The organism is Lutibacter flavus, from assembly GCF_900188355.1.
Classification (GTDB): domain Bacteria; phylum Bacteroidota; class Bacteroidia; order Flavobacteriales; family Flavobacteriaceae; genus Lutibacter; species Lutibacter flavus.
In genome coordinates, this window is sequence record NZ_FZNX01000002.1 from 560,552 (window position 1) to 579,774 (window position 19,223).

The 19,223-nt window shown below is 29.7% G+C and carries 10 protein-coding genes; 8 read left to right on the forward strand and 2 right to left on the reverse strand.

The annotated features are described in order from the left end of the window. Positions 1 to 31: 31 nt before the first annotated feature. Positions 32 to 1,054 (reverse strand): LacI family DNA-binding transcriptional regulator, encoded by a 1,023-nt coding sequence (locus CHB63_RS08655; protein WP_089378053.1) that lies wholly within the window; start codon positions 1,052 to 1,054, stop codon positions 32 to 34. A 594-nt stretch (positions 1,055 to 1,648) separates the two neighbouring features. Here CHB63_RS08655 and CHB63_RS08660 point away from each other — a divergent pair. From CHB63_RS08660 to CHB63_RS08690, 8 genes are all read left to right on the forward strand, one after another. Beyond that, positions 1,649 to 4,741 carry a TonB-dependent receptor domain-containing protein gene (locus tag CHB63_RS08660; protein ID WP_089378054.1) on the forward strand — a complete coding sequence of 1,031 codons (3,093 nt, stop codon included), beginning with the start codon at positions 1,649 to 1,651 and terminating at the stop codon, positions 4,739 to 4,741. Between the two features lie 11 nt (positions 4,742 to 4,752). Next, positions 4,753 to 6,363 carry a RagB/SusD family nutrient uptake outer membrane protein gene (locus CHB63_RS08665; protein ID WP_089378055.1) on the forward strand — a complete coding sequence of 537 codons (1,611 nt, stop codon included), beginning with the start codon at positions 4,753 to 4,755 and terminating at the stop codon, positions 6,361 to 6,363. A 75-nt stretch (positions 6,364 to 6,438) separates the two neighbouring features. Then, positions 6,439 to 9,726: a VCBS repeat-containing protein gene (locus CHB63_RS08670; protein ID WP_089378056.1), complete on the forward strand. Its 3,288-nt coding sequence runs from the start codon at positions 6,439 to 6,441 to the stop codon at positions 9,724 to 9,726. A 40-nt stretch (positions 9,727 to 9,766) separates the two neighbouring features. After that, the gene (locus CHB63_RS08675; RefSeq protein ID WP_089378139.1) at positions 9,767 to 10,342 is read left to right on the forward strand and encodes a hypothetical protein; all 576 of its coding nucleotides are present in this window, start codon (positions 9,767 to 9,769) and stop codon (positions 10,340 to 10,342) included. An 8-nt stretch (positions 10,343 to 10,350) separates the two neighbouring features. Continuing rightward, entirely contained in the window at positions 10,351 to 12,171 is a 1,821-nt protein-coding gene (locus tag CHB63_RS17305) for a CRTAC1 family protein (protein WP_245856871.1), read from the forward strand. A gap of 102 nt (positions 12,172 to 12,273) precedes the next feature. After that, a complete protein-coding gene (locus CHB63_RS17310; protein WP_245856872.1) occupies positions 12,274 to 13,644 on the forward strand; it encodes an FG-GAP-like repeat-containing protein in 1,371 nt (456 codons plus the stop codon). A gap of 1 nt (position 13,645) precedes the next feature. Further along, positions 13,646 to 16,927 (forward strand): VCBS repeat-containing protein, encoded by a 3,282-nt coding sequence (locus CHB63_RS08685; protein WP_089378057.1) that lies wholly within the window; start codon positions 13,646 to 13,648, stop codon positions 16,925 to 16,927. After that, positions 16,908 to 18,242 (forward strand): vanadium-dependent haloperoxidase, encoded by a 1,335-nt coding sequence (locus CHB63_RS08690; RefSeq protein WP_089378058.1) that lies wholly within the window; start codon positions 16,908 to 16,910, stop codon positions 18,240 to 18,242. Before CHB63_RS08685 ends, CHB63_RS08690 begins: the two co-directional genes overlap by 20 nt. Positions 18,243 to 18,535: 293 nt before the next feature. On the opposite strand, the gene CHB63_RS08695 is transcribed toward CHB63_RS08690, so the two are convergent. After that, complete coding sequence (locus tag CHB63_RS08695; RefSeq protein WP_089378059.1) at positions 18,536 to 19,219, reverse strand: response regulator transcription factor; 684 nt, start codon at positions 19,217 to 19,219, stop codon at positions 18,536 to 18,538. Positions 19,220 to 19,223 lie beyond the last annotated feature (4 nt).

Sequence of the window (19,223 nt, forward strand, 5' to 3'; positions counted from 1 at the left end):
CGCAATTGCGGGACTTTTCGTTTTTTTTAACTTAACTAAATGTAGTTTTTCGTTTTATAATCTTTGTTTTTAAGACAATAGTTTTTGGTTCAAAGTCTATACCTTTATTAGAAGAGTTGATTTCTTCGAATAATAATTTTACGGCTTTCTTTCCCATTTTATATCCAGGTTGCTCAACAGTAGTAAGAGGTGGTGAAATTACAGCAGACATGAACCAATTACTAAAACCAATTACAGATATTTCATCTGGAATTTTAATACCTGCTTTATTAAGATATGCAATTGCTCCTACCGCTACAAGATCAGTTATTGCAAAAATAGCATCAACGTCTTTGTTTTGCTCATGAATCTCTTTGGCAAATTTATATCCCTCTTCAAAAGTTACATTTTTACATGTATAAATTAAAGACCTATCAAATTCTATGTTATTATCCTCTAATGCTTTCCGATAACCTAAATATCTGTCAATAGAATTTTGAGGATTTAATGGACCTCTAAAATGAGCAATTCTTCTACAACCTGAATTGATTAATAATGTAGTTGCATTATAGGAAGCTTCTCTATCATTAATTACAACTTTTGAACAATTTGATATTTTTGAAATTTTATCAAATAAAACCAATGGTATTTTAGCATCAATTACTTTTTTCAAATGTTTGGAGGTGTCATTATCTGCAGCTAAAGACATTAAAATTCCATCAACCCGCTTATTCATTAATAATTTAATAAGTTTTTTTTCCTGTTTTACAGATTCTTCCGATTGTAAAATTATTACTAAATAGCCATTTTTTTCAGCTTCTTCAATAATTCCATCAATAACCTTCGAAAAAAAATGATGCGTAATTGTAGGAATAATAGCACCAATAGTCTTAGTCTGTCTGGTTCTTAAATTTACAGCAACTGAATTAGGTGAATAATTCATTTTTTCAGCTTGTTCAAATACGGCAGCCCTAGTTGTTTTACTTACATCACTATAACCTTTTAATGCTTTAGAAACAGTTGTAACTGAGATGTTTAATTTAATCGCAATGTCTTTTAGCGTTGTAGGTTTCATTTTTATTCTAGAAATAAGATTTTAAATGTATGGTTTTTATTGTATTCTAATTTATTATAAACTGGTTAAATGTAAAACTTTAGTTAGGTTAATGTACAATATAAACTTGTTAAATATATACAATTTTAAGTTGAAATTACAAAAATCGAAAACGTTTTCGGCATAATCGAAATCGATTTCGATAAAATATAATAACAAATATAGGTGAGAATACTTTTTTTTTAGGAAATCTTAAATAAATGTTAAAGTGTTTTTTAAATAATCTTGTAACAAGTATAAAAATCACACTTATTTGGGAAGCCTAATTATAAAGAAAGGTAAAATCTCTTTCTTAAATTTAAAATAATTAAGTAAAAAGGAATTTTAAATCATATAATAATAATGTTACGTTTTTCAAACTTTTAACGAGACTGGATTATTTTATGATATGTGAATAACAATCTAACTAAGAACAATTAAATAATATTAAAATCAAATTCAACACATGACCTAAAAATACCTATAACTAAACAAATTTCACATTTCTCAATTTGATAAAAAAATTAAACTTTTTAATGTGATTAAACCTAATTATTACTAACAAATTTTTTTAATATGAAAAAACTAATTATTAGAGGATTTTCGTCAGACAATCCAATCAATTGGCATTTAAAAATAAAGCTATCGATATTTTTATTTGCGATTACATTTGTAAATATTCATGCAAATTCACTTAATTTAAACGAAGATACCAAAGAAAATATTGAAACAGTTCAGCAAACTATTAGTGGTGCTGTTACAGATGTAGATGGTGTTCCGTTACCAGGTGTGAATATAATAATACAAGGAACAAATAAAGGAACTCAAACCGATTTTGACGGTAATTACTCAATTGAAAATGTAGCTTCAGATGCTATTTTATCATTTAGTTATGTAGGTTTTGCAACTCAAAATATTTCGGTTAATGGAAGATCTAATATTAATGTAGTGTTATTACAAGATGCCGCTCAACTTGATGAAGTTGTTGTAGTTGGGTATGGTAGTACTACTAAAAAAGAAATCACATCTTCTGTAACTCAAGTTGGAGAAGAAGAATTTAATAAAGGAACAATCAATAATCCTTCTGAATTGCTTCAGGGTAAAGTAGCTGGTTTAAGTATCTATAATAAAGGAGGAAATCCTAATGATGATGCAGTTATCCGATTAAGAGGTATTTCTACTGTTGGATCAAACTCATCACCGTTAATTGTAATTGATGGTGTAATTGGAGCTTCTTTAAACAATATTGACCCTAGTGATATTGCTAGTATGACTGTTTTAAAAGATGGTTCTGCTGCTGCAATTTATGGTTCTCGTGGTTCTAGTGGTGTTATTATAGTAACAACTAAAGCTGGTAAATCTGGTAGTACTCAGGTATCTTACAATGGTTCTGTTGCAATTGCTACTATTAGTAATAGTATAGATACATTAACCGGAGATGAATTTGCTGCTGCTGGAGGTACCGATCTAGGAAGCAGAACTGACTGGACTGATTTAGTAACAAGAGATGCTGTTTCAAATATTCATAATGTTGCTATTGCTGGAGGTTATGATCAAACTAAATTTAGAGTTTCTACAAACTTTAGAGATGCTCAGGGTATTTTAGATAAAAGTGGTTTCAACCAATTTAATACAAGAATTAATGCTGGAACTACTATTTTAGATGATAAATTAAAAGTAGATTTTAACGCTTCTTATACAAAAAGAGATTCTGATTTTGCTTTTAATGAAGCATTAAGATATGCGGTTCTTTATAATCCAACTGCTCCAGTTTATGGTGTAGATTCTCCTTATCCATTTAATGCAGATCCTTATGGAGGATATTTTGAAACATTAGGGTTGTTTGATAGTTTTAATCCGGTTTCAATAAATAATCAAAACACCAATCAAGGTAGTAGAAACGAATTTACATACAGCGCTAAGTTTAAGTATAATCTTTCTGATAATTTATCTTTAAATACGTTGTATTCTGAACAAAGTAAGAAATACACAAATAGTGAGTATTATAGAACAACTTCATTATTTAGAGGGAGTGCTTCAAGTCCAACACGTAAAGGTTTAGCAAGATTAACTTCTGGTGAAGACAGGTTTAAATTACTTGAAATCTATGGAGATTACAATATAACTGCTTCTGACAAGCTAGATATGAAATTTACCGGTGGTTATTCTTGGCAAGAAGAAAGTTACAATAACTATTTCTTATCGGCAGGAGATTTTCCAAATGACGATTTAGAATATTTAGATGCTTTAGAATGGTCTCAAGATCAAATTAACGCTGGTCAAATTGAGATAAACAGTGATAGATCTCCAGAACAAAGAATTATTGCATATTTTGGTAGAGTGAGTGCTACATTTGATGATGCCATTTACTTTAATGCATCTGTACGTAGAGAAGGGTCAACTAAATTAGGAGAAAATAACAAATGGGGAACTTTTCCAGCTTTTGGTTTAGGTGTTGATTTAAATAAATACTTACAACTAGATAATACAGACTTATTTAAAGTTCGTTTAGGATATGGTGTAACAGGATCATTGCCATCCCAATATGGTTTGGCCTTTGCAAGATATAGTCCTGCATCAGATTTATTAAGCACGAACCAAGATACGGATGCAAACCCAGATTTAAAATGGGAAGAGAAAGCAGAAACTAACTTTGGTATTGAATATTCAGCGGGTCGTTTTAACGCAACATTAGATTTATATACGCGTACAGTATCTGACTTCATTTTAGAAAGAACAGTTGATGTTGCTGTATATCCTACAGGATCTCGTGTTGAAAATGGAGGTGATTTATCTACAAAAGGTTTTGAACTTGCTTTAAATTATGATATTGTTAAAAAAGAAAACTTAACGTATAATTCTGGATTAGTTTTATCGAGTTATAAAACAACTTTAGACTCATTTGATACAACTACATTAAGAGGTATTTTAGGAGCTCCTGGTCAAAATGATACTCCAGTAATATTAGTAGCGCCAGGTGAAGAAATTGGTCAAATTTATGGAGCTGTTTGGACTGGTGAAATAGTTGACGGTAGCCAAGTATTTGCTGATGTAAATGGTGATGGTAATACGGATGCTGCTCAAACATCTCAAATAATTGGAAATCTTATTGATGCTGATGAAGATGGTGTAATTGATGGTGATTTAGCTAAATTAGGAAAAGGTATTCCAGACTTTGAGTTAGGATGGTCGCATACACTTACATTTAAAAACTGGGATGTGAATGCATTCTTTAGAGGAGCATTTGGACATAGCTTAGTAAATAACTTTAGAGTATTTTATGAGCCTAGAGTTGGAAGTCAAGGGTCTTATAATTTTGTTAATACAAGTTTAGCAGAACCAACGATAACAAATGCTAAATTTAGTTCATTGTATGTTGAAAAAGCTGATTTTGTTAAATTGGATAATTTTTCAGTAGGATATACTTTTGATATTGCTGAAGATAATAAATATTTTAAAGATGTTAGATTGTCATTAAGTGGTCAAAACTTATTTACTATTACAAATTATACAGGTGCGGACCCAGAACCAGCTTTACAAGATAGAGGTGCTGTAGATAATGGAAATTTCTTAGACGCAGGCTCTGATCCATTAACACCAGGTATTGACAGAAGATATAATTATTTTGCGTCAAGAACAATTACGTTTGGTGTAAATATTAACTTTTAATTAAAAAAACAATGAAAAATATTTATAAATTATTTTTAATGTGTTGTGCGCTTCTTACAGTGAGTGCCTGTACAGATTTAGATGAAGTTTTAGTTGGTGAAGTTGGCAACTCATTTAATGGTGAGGAACCTAGCTTTGGAAGTTTTGACGGTGGAGGTTCTGGACCTAGTGATGCAGTTAGTTCAGCTTATAATCAATTAAGAGAATCGGGTTCTGCAAATCACGGTGGGTACTGGTCTATACAATCTGTATCTTCAGATGAAATGGCAATTACTCAAAAAGGTGGTGACTGGTATGATGGAGGAATCTGGATTGATATGCACAGACATACTTATGGACCTGCGAATGGACCAATTAACGGAACTTGGGGAGCGCAATATGCTGCTATTGGAGCTTGTAATACGGCTTTAGCTGCAGGTAGTTTGGATGCAAATCAAACAGCTCAGGTAAAGGCATTACGTGCTTTCTTTTACTACCGTTTACTAGATTTATATGGTAGAGTAAAAATTGTAACTACACCAGGTGCAGATGCACCTCAATCTTCAAGAACTGAAGTTTTTAACTTTGTTGAAAGTGAATTATTAGCATCTTTAGGTATAGCAAGTGTATCAGCTTCAATGGATTTGTCTGCAAGCCCATTAGGAACTGGTCAAACGCCTTATAGAATTAATCAATTTGCAGCTTTAGGTTTATTAGCTAAATTATATTTAAACGCTGAAGTATATACTGGAACTTCTAGATATGCTGAAGCTTCTGCTGCTGCTGGTTATGCAATTGATAATGGTGGTTATGTTTTAAGTGATTCAGGGTTTTCTGTTCCTAACCCAGGTAAAAGACCTAGTGTAGATTCAGATCCAGATGAATTGTCAGGATATGCTGCTGTATTTGCACCTAATAACCAAAATAATCCAGAGATTATATGGTCAATTGCTTATGATAATATTTCAGGTGGAAACATGAATTTCGCTCAAATGAGTTTGCATTATTCTAGTCAGTTTACTTGGAACCTTGCAAATCAACCTTGGAATGGATATTCTGCTTTAGAAGATTTTTATAATTCTTATGAGAATTCTGACGAAAGAAAAACAGCAAACTTCATTGTTGGTCCACAATCTGATTATGAAGGTTCAGTTATATTAGATTACGCTGCAACTGGTGGAGATTTAGCTTTGGATTATACAGTTGATATTAATGAACTTGAGCCAAATGCATCTAGAAAAGGTGGTGCTAGATTGGGTAAATTTAGTTTCAGACAAGGTCAGCAAGATAATATGGATAATGATTATCCGATTATAAGATTAGGAGATTTATACCTAATACGTGCTGAAGCTGATGCTAGATCTGCAGGTAACTGGAGTATGGCTTTAACTGATGTAAATACTATTAGAGCTAGAGCTGGTGTGTCAGCATTATCTTCTATAGACGAAGATAGCTTTTTAGCTGAAAGAGGTAGAGAAATGTTTATGGAAGTTACACGTCGTCAAGACTTAATTCGTTTTGGTAAATTTAATGATGCTTGGTGGGAAAAATCAGCTTCTCAACCATTTAGAAACGTATTCCCTATACCACAAGAGCAAATTGATGCTAGTAGTGGATCTTTAACACAAAATACAGGTTATTAAGCTTAAATTCTTAAGTATTATTAAAAAAAAGGGATACTTTTACAAAAGTGTCCCTTTTTAAATTTATTAATTTTGATGAAAAATTTGTTGTTTTTTGTAATCTTGAATTACGTTTTAATATCCTGTAATTCTGATTCTGCGGAACAAGGTTTGTTTACTTTAAAAGATGATTCTATTGGTATTACATTTAAAAACACGTTAAAATATTCGGAAGAATTGAACCCATACACTTACCGAAATTTTTATAACGGAGGAGGTGTGGCTTTGGGAGATATTAATAATGATGGATTATTAGATGTTTTTTTTACTGGAAACTTAGTAGATAACCAGTTGTATTTGAATAAAGGTAATTGGAAATTTGAAAATATAACAGATAATGCAGGAATAGCCTGTGAAAATGTTTGGTCATCAGGAGTCACATTTGTAGATATTAATTATGATGGTTTTTTAGATATTTACGTTTGTAAGGCTGGTCCTCCAAGTGATGATAGTAACAGGCATAATGAATTATTTATAAATAATGGAGATTTAACCTTTTCAGAACAATCAAAAAAATACGGATTAGATATTACTGGATTGGCTGTTCAAGCCAATTTTTTCGATTATGATAAAGATGGGGATTTAGATTGTTATTTATTAAGCAATTCTATAAGAGCGGTAGGAAATTATGACTTAATTAAAGATCAAAGAAATTTACCAACAGATACTGGAAATAAATTTCTAAGAAATGATAACGATTATTTTGTTGACGTAACTCAAGAAGCAAATGTATTTTCTAGTTCAATTGGATTTGGCTTGGGAATTACGGTGAGCGATTATAATAATGATACTTGGCCCGATGTTTTTATTTCAAATGATTTTTTTGAGAGAGATTATCTCTATACCAATCAAAAAAACGGCACCTTTAAAGAAAACTTAGAATATCAGTTTGAATCCATTTCTATGGGTTCCATGGGAGCAGATGCAGCCGATTTAAATAACGATTCCAAAACAGATATTATGGTAACGGAAATGTTACCAAAAACATTAGAAAGACAACGTACAAAAACTCTTTTTGAATCTTGGAATAAATACGATATGGAAGTAAAAAATGGCTATCATTATCAATTTTCCAGAAATGCCTTGCATAGAAATATGGGGGATAGCACTTTTTTTGAAGTAAGCCGTTTTTCAAATGTTGCAGCAACAGAATGGAGTTGGGCTTCCTTATTATTTGATGCTGATAATGATGGTTTAAAAGATATTTTTATAAGTAATGGTATTTATAAAGATTTGCTGGATAGAGATTATTTGGTTTATATGGCGAATGAAGAGCAGATAAAGGATATGATAAAAAATGACAAACAAGTCATGAATAAATTAATCGACCTTATGCCCTCTCAACCTGTGCCAAATGTAGCCTATAAAAATCTAGGTGATTTCCAGTTTTCAGACCAGTCAAAAGAATGGGGTTTGGCAGAACCAAGTTTTAGTAATGGGAGTGCTTATGGAGATTTAGATAATGATGGAGATTTGGATTTGGTGGTTAATAATGTAAACATGCCAGCGTTTGTTTATGAAAATAAAACGGATACAACTCAGCATAAAAGTATTACCATTAAATTAAGAGGAATAGATAAAAACACACAAGCTATTGGAGCAAAAGCAGAAATATTTTACAACCAAAATCAATATAGCATGTTAGAAAATTTCCCTTCAAGAGGGTTCGAAAGTTCAATTTCGAGCGATTTACTTTTTGGGGTTAATAATTCTAATTTAATTGATAGTTTAATAATTACCTGGTCAAATGGATTTATAAATAAGTTTGAAAATTTGGCAACAAATAAAACGTATACATTCAGTCAACCAAATGATATTCCTATTGAAAATATAAAAAACAGTTATTTAACCAATTATAATCCGCTAAATAAATCTACCAAACTCTTTAATTTTAAACATAAAGAAAATAATTCAGTTGATTTTAATAGAGAACAACTATTGCCAGAAATGTTTAATAATGAAGGCCCAAATATTGCTAGTGCTGATATAAATAATGATGGAAACCCAGATTTTTATATTGGTGGCGCCAAAGGGCACGGAGGAAAATTATTTATTTCCCAAAAAGATAATTCCTACAAAGAAATTGCACAACCGTTTAATTTAAATTCAAAGTCGGAAGATACTGATGCCGTTTTTTTTGATAGTGATAATGATGGGGATCTAGATTTATACGTTGCCAGTGGCGGAAAATCATTTTCTAAATTTGATTTTTCATTAAATGATAGATTGTATATAAATGATGGGAAGGGAAATTTCAGTTTAAATATTGAGTCGTTAAAATTTAATTCATTAATAAGCACTTCAACAGTTGCAGCATATGATTTTGATCAAGACGGAGATACAGATATTTTTATAGGTGAGCGCTTTAAGGTTGAAACCTATGGAATTCCAACAAGCGGATATATATTGGAGAATAAAGGTGAAAATAAATTCAAAATATTGAATCCAGAGTCTTTACAAAATATTGGACTAATTACAGATGCTACTTGGGAAGATTTAAATAATGACGGGATAAAAGATCTTATAATTGTAGGTGAATGGATGCCTATTTCAATTTTTATAAATAACAATGGTATTTTAGAAAATAAAACTGAAGAATTTGGATTAAGTGAAACTTCTGGGTATTGGAAAACTATAAAGATGGCAGATTTAGATGCTGATGGAGATTTAGATTTTATAGCTGGTAATAAAGGAACAAACTCCTTTTTTAAGGAAGGAACAAGAATTTATATTTCAGATTTTGATAACAATGGAACAATAGAGCAAATCATTTGCCATAAAAAGGATAATAATTACTATCCAATTGTTGATAGAGATGAGCTGGTATCCCAAATAGCAAGTTTAAAGCAAAAGCTTTTATTCTATAAAGATTACGCTAATGCAAATATGCAATCAATTTTCACCAAAAACCAATTGGAAAAAGCAGTTATTTTAGATGTTAAAGTTGTAAATACTACCTTATTTATTAATAAAAACAATACATTTATTGCTCAAAAATTACCTAATGAAATTCAATATTCAAATGTTGAAGCTATTGAAGTATTTGATATAAATAACGATGGGAATTTAGATCTTTTGTTTGGAGGAAATCAATATTTAGTTAAGCCACAATTTGGACGACAAGATGCATCACAAGGTTGGTTGGTGTATGGAGATGAAAATCTGAAATTTAAGAATGTAATTCCGCTAAAAATAAAAGGTCAAATAAGAGATTTTAATATTGATAAAATCAATAAAAAAAATTATTTATTAACTACTATTAATAATGATAGTTTAAAAATTCATGAAATTACTAATGTAAAAATTGAAACAAAAAACAATTAGTGATTTCATATATTATATAAAAAAACAAAAATATTTAAATATGAAATTAAAAGGCTTAAATAAGATATTTCTTTTAATATTAATTCTTTTTACATATTCCTGTCAGTCGGAATATACAAAACTAGTTAAAACGGAGCTTGCAAGTGGTAAGCTAAATGATTCTGTTTTTTATGGTTTAAAATTTGGACAAACAAAAGATGATTTTTATAAGATTTGTTGGGATCTTAACAAAGAAGGAATCGCCACTCATGGTCCGACAAACAGCTATGTTCAAGCAATTTTAAGCACTCAAGATTCCACAAAATTAACAGACAATATAAGAATGTTATTTTATGCAAAATTTAACCCTGATGATATTATTACATCAATGGATGTTAAGTTCTCATATGTGGCTTGGGCTCCTTGGAATGATGATTTGATGGCAGATAAATTGCTACCAAAAGTTCAAGATACTTTGATGAAGTGGTATCCAGGAAATCCTTTTATTAATGTTAAAAATAATATTTTTGTAAAGGTAGATGGTAACAGACAAATTCAGTTGGTTCAGGAATCTGATAGAGATGTGTCAGTTATAATTGAAAATTTGTCTTATAAGTTTAATAACTTGAATAAGTAATAAAAAAAATGAAGAAACATATTTATATTATTTGCTTTCTTACTTTATTATTTTCTTGTAGTAAGAAGGAAGTATTAAAACAAGAAACAAAACAAGAAACAAAACAGCAGTTTGAGTTATTGTCACCTGAAATTACAGGAATTAATTTCAGTAATGATTTAGTTTCTTCTAATGAATTTAACGTATACAAATACAGAAATTTTTATAATGGAGGTGGTGTTGCAATAGGAGATATCAACAATGATGGATTACAAGATATTTACCTTACTTCAAACTTAAATGAGAACAAACTTTATTTAAATAAAGGAGATTTCAAATTTGAAGACATCACCAAAAAAGCAAATGTTGGAGGTGCAAAAGCTTGGTCAACAGGAGTTTCAATGGTTGATATTAACGCAGATGGTTTTCTGGATATTTATGTTTGTAATTCTGGAGATGTGACGGGTGATAATAAGCAGAATGAATTTTTTATAAATAATGGTGATTTAACTTTTTCAGAAAAGGCAGCTGAATTTGGATTAGACGATAAAGGCTATTCAACACATGCATCATTTTTTGATTATGATAAGGATGGAGATTTAGACGTTTATTTATTAAATAATTCTTACCAATCTATTGGTAGTTTCAACTTAACAAAAAATGAACGACCAATTAGAGATGTTTTAGGAGGTGACAAATTTTTTGAAAACCAAGATGGAAAATTTATAGATGTAAGTGAAAAAGCAGGTATTTATGGTAGCGTAATTGGATTTGGTTTAGGTGTTACCGTTGGAGATATGAATGATGACAATTGGGAAGATATTTATGTTTCTAATGATTTTTTTGAAAGAGATTATTTATACATTAATCAAAAAGATGGAACCTTTAAAGAATGTTTAACAAGTTCTTTAAATTCTATAAGTGGAGCATCTATGGGTGCAGATGCTGCAGATATTAATAATGATGGTTACAATGATATATTTGTAACCGAAATGCTTCCTAGTGAATATGACAGGCTAAAAACAGTTACAACGTTTGAAGATTGGAACAAGTACCAATACAATCTGAAAAATGATTATTACCATCAGTTTACTAGAAATATGTTACAACTAAACAATAGTGATTTAACCTTTAGTGAAGTTGGCAGATTTAGTGGTGTTGAGGCGTCAGACTGGAGTTGGGGAGCATTGTTTTTTGATATGAATAATGATGGATTAAAAGATTTATTTATAGCGAATGGTATTTATAAAGATTTAACCAATCAAGATTATTTAAAATATATTTCAAATGAGGAGGTTATTGTGTCAATTATGGAAAATAATCAATTAGATTATAAAAAACTGATCGATATAATTCCATCGAATAAAGTAAAAAACCACGCCTATATTAACACGGGAGAATTAAAATTTGAACGTACGGAAAATGGATTAAATACAGAAGGTTTTTCGAACGGTGCCGCTTATGGTGATTTAGATAATGATGGAGATTTAGACTTGATTGTAAACAATGTAAACATGCCATTGTTTATTTATAAAAACAACTTAAATACTGCTAATAATTATTTAAAGGTAATTTTAGAAGGAGATGGATTGAATAAAAATGCCATTGGTGCAAAATTAAAGCTTACTAGTAAAACAAATTCATTTTATCTTGAGCAACAACCTGTAAGAGGTTTTCAATCTTCAATGGATAACAGACCAAATTTTGGATTTAAAGAGAAAGACAGTTTATCATTAATGATTACTTGGCCTTCTGGTAAAATCACTCAAGTAAATAATGTTGAAGTAAATAAAACCATTACATTAAATGAAAAAGATGCTGTTTTAATTGCTGAAAATTCTTCTGAATAAAAAGGTGAGAGTACTCTTTTTACTAAAAATGAAAACACTATTGATTTTATTCATAAAGAAAATAATTTTATAGATTTTAATATAGATAGGTTATTGCCTTTTATGAGAAGTACGGAAGGACCTAAAATGTCTGTAGCTGATGTTAATAATGATGGTGAAGATGATATTTTTATAGCTGGGTCTAAAAATAATTCATCAAAATTATTCTTGCAAAAAAAATCTCATTTTAAAGAGCGTAAAATAACCGATTTTGAAAATAACAAGGCAGCAGAAGATGCTGAAAGCGTATTTTTTGATGCAGATGGCGATGGCGATTTAGACCTTTATGTATGCAGTGGAGGAGTAGAGTATTCAAAATTTAGTCCGAATTATTTGGATAAACTTTACCTGAATGATGGGAAAGGTAATTTTACAGTTTCAAATCAAATATTACCTACATTAAATGGCTATCATAGCAGTAGTACAATTGCAGTAGCGGATATTGATAATGACAATGATTTAGATTTATTTATTGGTGAAAGAACTATTCCGAATGCTTACGGGGCTCCAGGTTCAGGTTTTTTACTTGTAAATGATGGAAAGGGTAATTTTACAGAAGAATCGAGTTCTCTTGCTCCAAAATTTAAAGATTTAGGAATGATAACTGATGCAGTTTTTATAGATATTAATAACGATTCTTATAAAGATTTGGTTGTTGTTGGTGAGTTTATGGGAATTCAGGTTTTTGAAAACAATAAAGGAACCTTCAAGGAATCAAATAATAATTCTGTATCAAATTTAAAAGGCTGGTGGAATACCATTGAACAAAGTGATTTAGATAATGATGGAGATTTGGATCTAATTGTAGGAAATCATGGGTTAAATAGTAGATTTAAGGCTTCCGTAAGTGAACCAATAAAACTATTTGTTAATGATTATGATGGAAACAGTTTTTTAGACCCAATTTTATCGTTTACGGCTAAAAACGGCAAACAATATCCATATGCTTTAAGACACAATTTGGTAGATCAATTAAAATATTTAAGTAAAAAATATCCAGATTATGAATCTTTTAAAAATGCTTCAATTGAAGATATTTTTACCAAAGAGCAATTAGATAAAAGTATAATCTTAGAAGCAAATACCTTAAGTTCGGTTATTTTAATAAATACAGGAGATTTTAATTTTGAAGTAAAAGAATTGCCTTTTGAAACTCAATTTTCTCCCGTATATGCTATAACAATTAATGATTTTGATAATGATGGAGACCAAGACATCATTTTAGGAGGAAATTTAGATGGTGTAATGCCGGAATTTGGAAGATATGATGCATCTTTTGGTAATTATTTAGAGAATATGGGAAATGCCAAATTTAAATACCATAAAACGGGGAATGGTTTAAAAATTAATGGACAAATAAGAGATATAAAAATAGTAAATAATAGAATTTTTATAACTAAAAATAACGACTCATTAGAGGTTTATAATTATTAATATGATAAAAAGAATAGTCTTTATTTTTCTACTAATTGTTGGTTGCTCTAAAAAGCAAGACAAAACGAATGAAGAAGTAAGTAGCGGAGAAAATGCAGCTTTTTCAAATGTTGATTCTGGTGTTTCAGGCATTGATTTTTCAAATGATTTAGTGTCAAGCGGCACATTAAATATAATTGAATATTTATATTATTATAATGGTGGGGGAGTTGCTATAGGAGATGTGAATAATGATGGATTGGATGATATTTACCTTTCCGCAAATCAAAAACCAGATAAGTTATATTTAAACTTAGGAAATTTAAAATTCAAAGATATCTCTTTAGCCAGCGGAATAAGTCAGGAGGCAACATGGTCTACTGGAGTTACTATGGTAGATGTAAATAATGATGGATTTTTAGATATTTATGTTTGCAAAGTTGGCGATTATAAGGGGCTAAAAGCGAGTAATGAATTGTATATAAACAACGGAGATAATACATTTAAAGAACAAGCTAAGGATTTTGGAATAAATTTTTCTGGGTTTTCAACACAAGCGTCATTTTTTGATTATGATAAAGATGGTGATATGGATATGTATTTACTAAATCATTCTGTTCATTCAACATATTCATACGGGAATTCAAATTTAAGAACCAAGTCAGATCCTCTTTCCGGAGATGTTTTTTATGAAAATAAAACAAAGAACGGTACAACTAAATTTATTGATATTACTAAAGATGCTGGAATTTATAACAGCCCACTAGGTTATGGGCTTGCAATAGCTACTTCAGATATTAATAATGATGGTTTTATTGATATTTATGTTGGAAACGATTTTCATGAAAATGATTATCTGTATATAAATAATGGAGATAAAACATTTACTGAAGAAAGTGCAAAATATTTTAATCATACTTCAAGATTTACAATGGGAGTTGATATTGCAGACATTACCAATAATGGAAATTTGGATGTGATTACCTTAGATATGATGCCTTATAAAGCGGAAATATTTTTAAAATCTGGAGGTGAGGATACTGATAAAATAAATCAAATAAAAAAATCTTTTGGTTTTCAGCAGCAATATGCAAGAAATCATTTGCAATTAAACAATGGAAAATATTTTGTTGATGCTGCATTAATTACTGAAACACATGCAACTGATTGGAGTTGGTCACCATTAATTATGGATTATAATAATGATGGTTTAAATGATATTTATATAACTAACGGAATATACAAAAGGCCTAACGATTTAGATTATATAAATTACCTTAGTAATTTGGATTTTGCCAAATACACTGAAAATTTACAAGATACCTTAGAGCAAAAGTTAATTAACACAATGCCAATGATTAACTTACCAAATGTGTTATTTCAAAACAATGGAGATTTGACATTTCAAAAAACGCTTGTAGACCAAAATAACACGAGTACCTATTCAAATGGGGCAGCGTATTCAGATTTAGATTTAGATGGTGATATAGATATTGTTGTTAATAATATAAATGATAAAGCTACCCTTTTAGAAAACAAAACAGCTCAAGAAAATGGCCCTAATTTTTTAACGGTTAATCTTTTAGAATCTAATAAAAGTATAAATACAAATGGTGCAAAAGTATATTTATATGCAAATGGAAAACAATTTTACAAAGAGCAAACAACTGTAAAAGGATTTTTATCAAGTTCTACAAGACAAGTGCATTTTGGTTTGGATAAATTGACATCTGTTGATTCTATTAAAGTTGTTTGGAATGATGGAACGGAATCCGCTGTTAAAGAAATAAATGTCAATTCACTTGTTACTATCTCTAAAGAAAATACTTCAAAATATAATTATAATTCGGCACCAAAAATCGAGTTTAATCAATTTGATTATGTTCATAAAGAAAATAATTACTTAGATTATGAAAGAGAGGCTTTAATTCCAGAAAACCTTTCAATTGAAGGTCCATCTGTTATTCAGGCAGATTTTAATGCAGATGGATTGAATGATTTATTTATTGGTGGAGCTAGAAATCAAGCTCCGGTATTGTACTTGCAAAATAAAGAGGGTGAATATAAGATTAAAAATACACCTGTTTTTTTGAAAGATAATATTTATGAAGATGTTGATGCTGTGGCTTTTGACATTGATGGTGATAATGATCTAGATATTTATGCATTAAGTGGTGGAAACGACCATAAAGAAGGTGATCCAATGCTTGAAGATAGAGTTTATATTAATGATGGAAAAGGAAACTTTACCAAACTTAATTCTAACCTCTTAGCAACTAATGGAGGTTCAGTTTCTAGTTTTGATTATGATAATGATGGATTGGAAGATTTATTTATAGGAAACAGATCAATTCCCGGCGCATATGGCCTATCTCCATTTAGTTTTATTCTAAAAAATAAGGGTCAAAACAGTTTTGAAATTACAGAGAAAAAACGATTTGGGATGGTAACCGATAGTCAATGGATTGATATTGATAGTGATGGACAAGTAGAATTAATTATGGCAGGAGATTGGATGCCAATTACAGTTTTATCTTATAATAAGGAGGGCAAATTTGATAATAAAACAAAACAATTTGGTTTAGATAAAACCAATGGTATGTGGAATGTTATTAATGTTTCAGATATAAATAATGATGGACGATTGGATATAATTGCTGGAAATACAGGGTTAAATTTTAAGTGGAAAGCTTCAATTGAAAAACCTGTGAAATTATATTTAGATGATTTTGATGCTAATGAGCAATTAGATCAGCTTATTTTTTATGACTATTTTGGAAAATATGTGCCATTTGCCTCAAAAGATAAGCTTATGCAACAACTACCATCGTTAAAAAAGAAATTTTTAAACTACAGCACATTCTCAAATGTAGAAACCGTATTTGATCTTACACAAAAAAAAGAATCAGATATTTTAGAAACCAAATATATTTATGAATTGAGATCTATGGTATATTTAAACAACAGTGCTAATTTTATACAGTCACCTTTACCAAAAGAAGCACAGTTAAGTACTGTTGAAGATATTTTAGTAAATAATGAGGAAATACTTTTTACTGGTAACTATTATGGATTTACAACTGAATTGGGAGAATCTTCCTCTAATTCTGGAGGTATAATAGCATCTCATGAAAATGACAGTTTTAAGTATGAGAGTTCCTTAAATCTTCCAAAAAAATTTAGTGGCAGAAAAATTGTAAAATTAAAAGAAGATTCTTTTTTAATAATATCAAATGACGGGAAGTCATATATTGTAAATTCAAAAAAACAGAAAGTTAACAAGAATGAAACATTTAAAAACTAAAATTTATTTATTTATAATTATTGGTGTTTTGGCTAGTTGTAATAAGCCAGCTGAGCACATAGAAGTATCTCCTGAACTTTTCCATATGTCAGTTGATAAGGTTATTAATATTATGATACATGATATTTTTTCGCCTCCGGTAGCAAGTAGAGTATTTGCATATCCAAATATTGCAGCGTATGAAATTATAGTACAAAATAGTTCAGAATTTCAATCTTTAAATGGAAAACTAAACGAATTTACACCTATTCCAAAACCGGAAGATTTAAAGGGAATTAATTTAGAACTATCGGCACTTATAGCCCATATGGAAATAAGTAAAAAATTAATTTTTTCTGAAGATAGAATTACGGTATTACAAGATAGTTTATATAATGAATGGAAAATTACCAATAAAGTTGAGTTTGAACAATCTAAGGACTATGCCTTTGAGGTTATAAAGCATATTAAGGAATGGATGGATAAAGACAACTACAATCAAACTAGAACAATGCCTAAGTTTACCGTTGATACAGATGATCCATCACGCTGGCAACCAACACCACCAACTTATATGGATGGTATTGAACCACATTGGAATAAAATTAGGCCCTTTTTATTAGATTCTGCTCAACAATTTAAACCAGAATCACATCCGGAATTTTCCTTAGTGAAGGGGTCCAAATTCTATGAAGAATTAATGGAAGTTTATAATGTTAGTAAAGAAATTACCAAAACGGGTGATGAATCTGAAGAGATTGCCATTGCAAGGTTTTGGGATTGTAATCCATTTGTATCCGTAACAAGAGGGCATTTTATGTTTGCTACAAAAAAAATATCTCCGGGTGCGCACTGGATTGGAATTACTAAAATAGCATCATTAAAAACAAATGCAAACGTTGAACAAACAGTAAATGCATACACAAAAACTTCAATTGCTATTGCAGATGCTTTTATAAGTTGTTGGGATGAGAAATTTAGAAGTAACCTTATTCGGCCTGAAACTGTTATAAATCAAAATATTGATCCAGATTGGTTGCCTATTTTACAAACACCTCCTTTTCCGGAATATACAAGCGGACATTCAGTTGTTTCAGGGGCTGCATCTGTTATTTTAACTGAAATTTTTGGAGATAATTTCTATTTTGAAGACGATACTGAAATACCTTTTGGTTTACCAGTTAGAAATTTTAAATCATTTTACAATGCATCAAGTGAAGCTGCAGTAAGCAGATTGTATGGAGGTATACATTACAGAGCAGCAATAGATAATGGTTTAGATCAAGGTAAAAAAGTTGGATATTTTGTAGCGAAAAAATTAAACCTTTCTAAATAAGGAAATAAAAACAGCTAATAAATTATTAAAAAACCCCATTTTTAAAAATGGGGTTTTTTAATTTAAAATAACTTTTAAAGAATATATGTAGTAAGTTTTTTAAAGAAATCGATAACGATTTCGGGTAATTATACTGCACATTTGTGAATTTCAGTGTCATAAAAAAATCAAAAACTTATAACTTAGAGTGTTCAATAATTTAAACTGTATTTGCTTATTATGAAAAATCTATATTTAAAGATCAAACTGTTTTATTACAGCCATATCAATCAATAATTTTTTCTTTAAAATAGTTATTTGTTTATTAATTTAAAACCTTGGTTGTGAATATTTACAATTTTAATTGTAGGATCATTTTTTAATAGTTTTCTTAGTCGTGTTACAAATACATTTAAACTTTTTCTATTGAAATAATCATTTTTACCCCAAATGGTAGTTAAAATATCTTTGTGTTTACAAATGTGATTTTTATTTTTTAGTAAATACACCAAAAGTTCACTTTCTCGTGAGGTTAGTTGCCAATTTTCATTTTCAAAACATAACTCAAAGTCAAGAGGATTATAGGTATATAAGCCAATTTTATAAAGTTCTTTTTGGGAGGTGTTTTTTTTAGCTAAAATATAAAGCAAATTATTTAACCTAACTACAAGTTCTTCTTCATCAATTGGTTTTCTAATATAATCTACAGCCCCTAAAGAAAAACCTTTTAAAACATCAATTTTTAAAGATCTGGCTGTTAAAAATAAAAACGGAATTGAACTATTTTTTTGATTGATATTTTCGGCCAAATTAAAGCCATCCATATCGGGCATCATAACATCTAGTATGCACAAATCGAATTGGTGTTCTTCAAGTATTTTTAATGCATTATTTCCATTTTTCACCCAAACAATTGAAAATTTTTTCATTTTTAAATATTCACTAAGTAAATATCCTAATGAAGCATCATCTTCAACTAAAAGCAGTTTATATTCCATAACT

What these genes read in the sequence shown, in the direction of transcription:
- CHB63_RS08655 (WP_089378053.1), bottom strand. Translation starts at nt 1,054, where the DNA reads ATGAAACCTACAACGCTAAAAGACATTGCGATTAAATTAAACATCTCA.
- CHB63_RS08660 (WP_089378054.1), top strand. Translation starts at nt 1,649, where the DNA reads ATGAAAAAACTAATTATTAGAGGATTTTCGTCAGACAATCCAATCAAT.
- CHB63_RS08665 (WP_089378055.1), top strand. Translation starts at nt 4,753, where the DNA reads ATGAAAAATATTTATAAATTATTTTTAATGTGTTGTGCGCTTCTTACA.
- CHB63_RS08670 (WP_089378056.1), top strand. Translation starts at nt 6,439, where the DNA reads ATGAAAAATTTGTTGTTTTTTGTAATCTTGAATTACGTTTTAATATCC.
- CHB63_RS08675 (WP_089378139.1), top strand. Translation starts at nt 9,767, where the DNA reads ATGAAATTAAAAGGCTTAAATAAGATATTTCTTTTAATATTAATTCTT.
- CHB63_RS17305 (WP_245856871.1), top strand. Translation starts at nt 10,351, where the DNA reads ATGAAGAAACATATTTATATTATTTGCTTTCTTACTTTATTATTTTCT.
- CHB63_RS17310 (WP_245856872.1), top strand. Translation starts at nt 12,274, where the DNA reads ATGAGAAGTACGGAAGGACCTAAAATGTCTGTAGCTGATGTTAATAAT.
- CHB63_RS08685 (WP_089378057.1), top strand. Translation starts at nt 13,646, where the DNA reads ATGATAAAAAGAATAGTCTTTATTTTTCTACTAATTGTTGGTTGCTCT.
- CHB63_RS08690 (WP_089378058.1), top strand. Translation starts at nt 16,908, where the DNA reads ATGAAACATTTAAAAACTAAAATTTATTTATTTATAATTATTGGTGTT.
- CHB63_RS08695 (WP_089378059.1), bottom strand. Translation starts at nt 19,219, where the DNA reads ATGGAATATAAACTGCTTTTAGTTGAAGATGATGCTTCATTAGGATAT.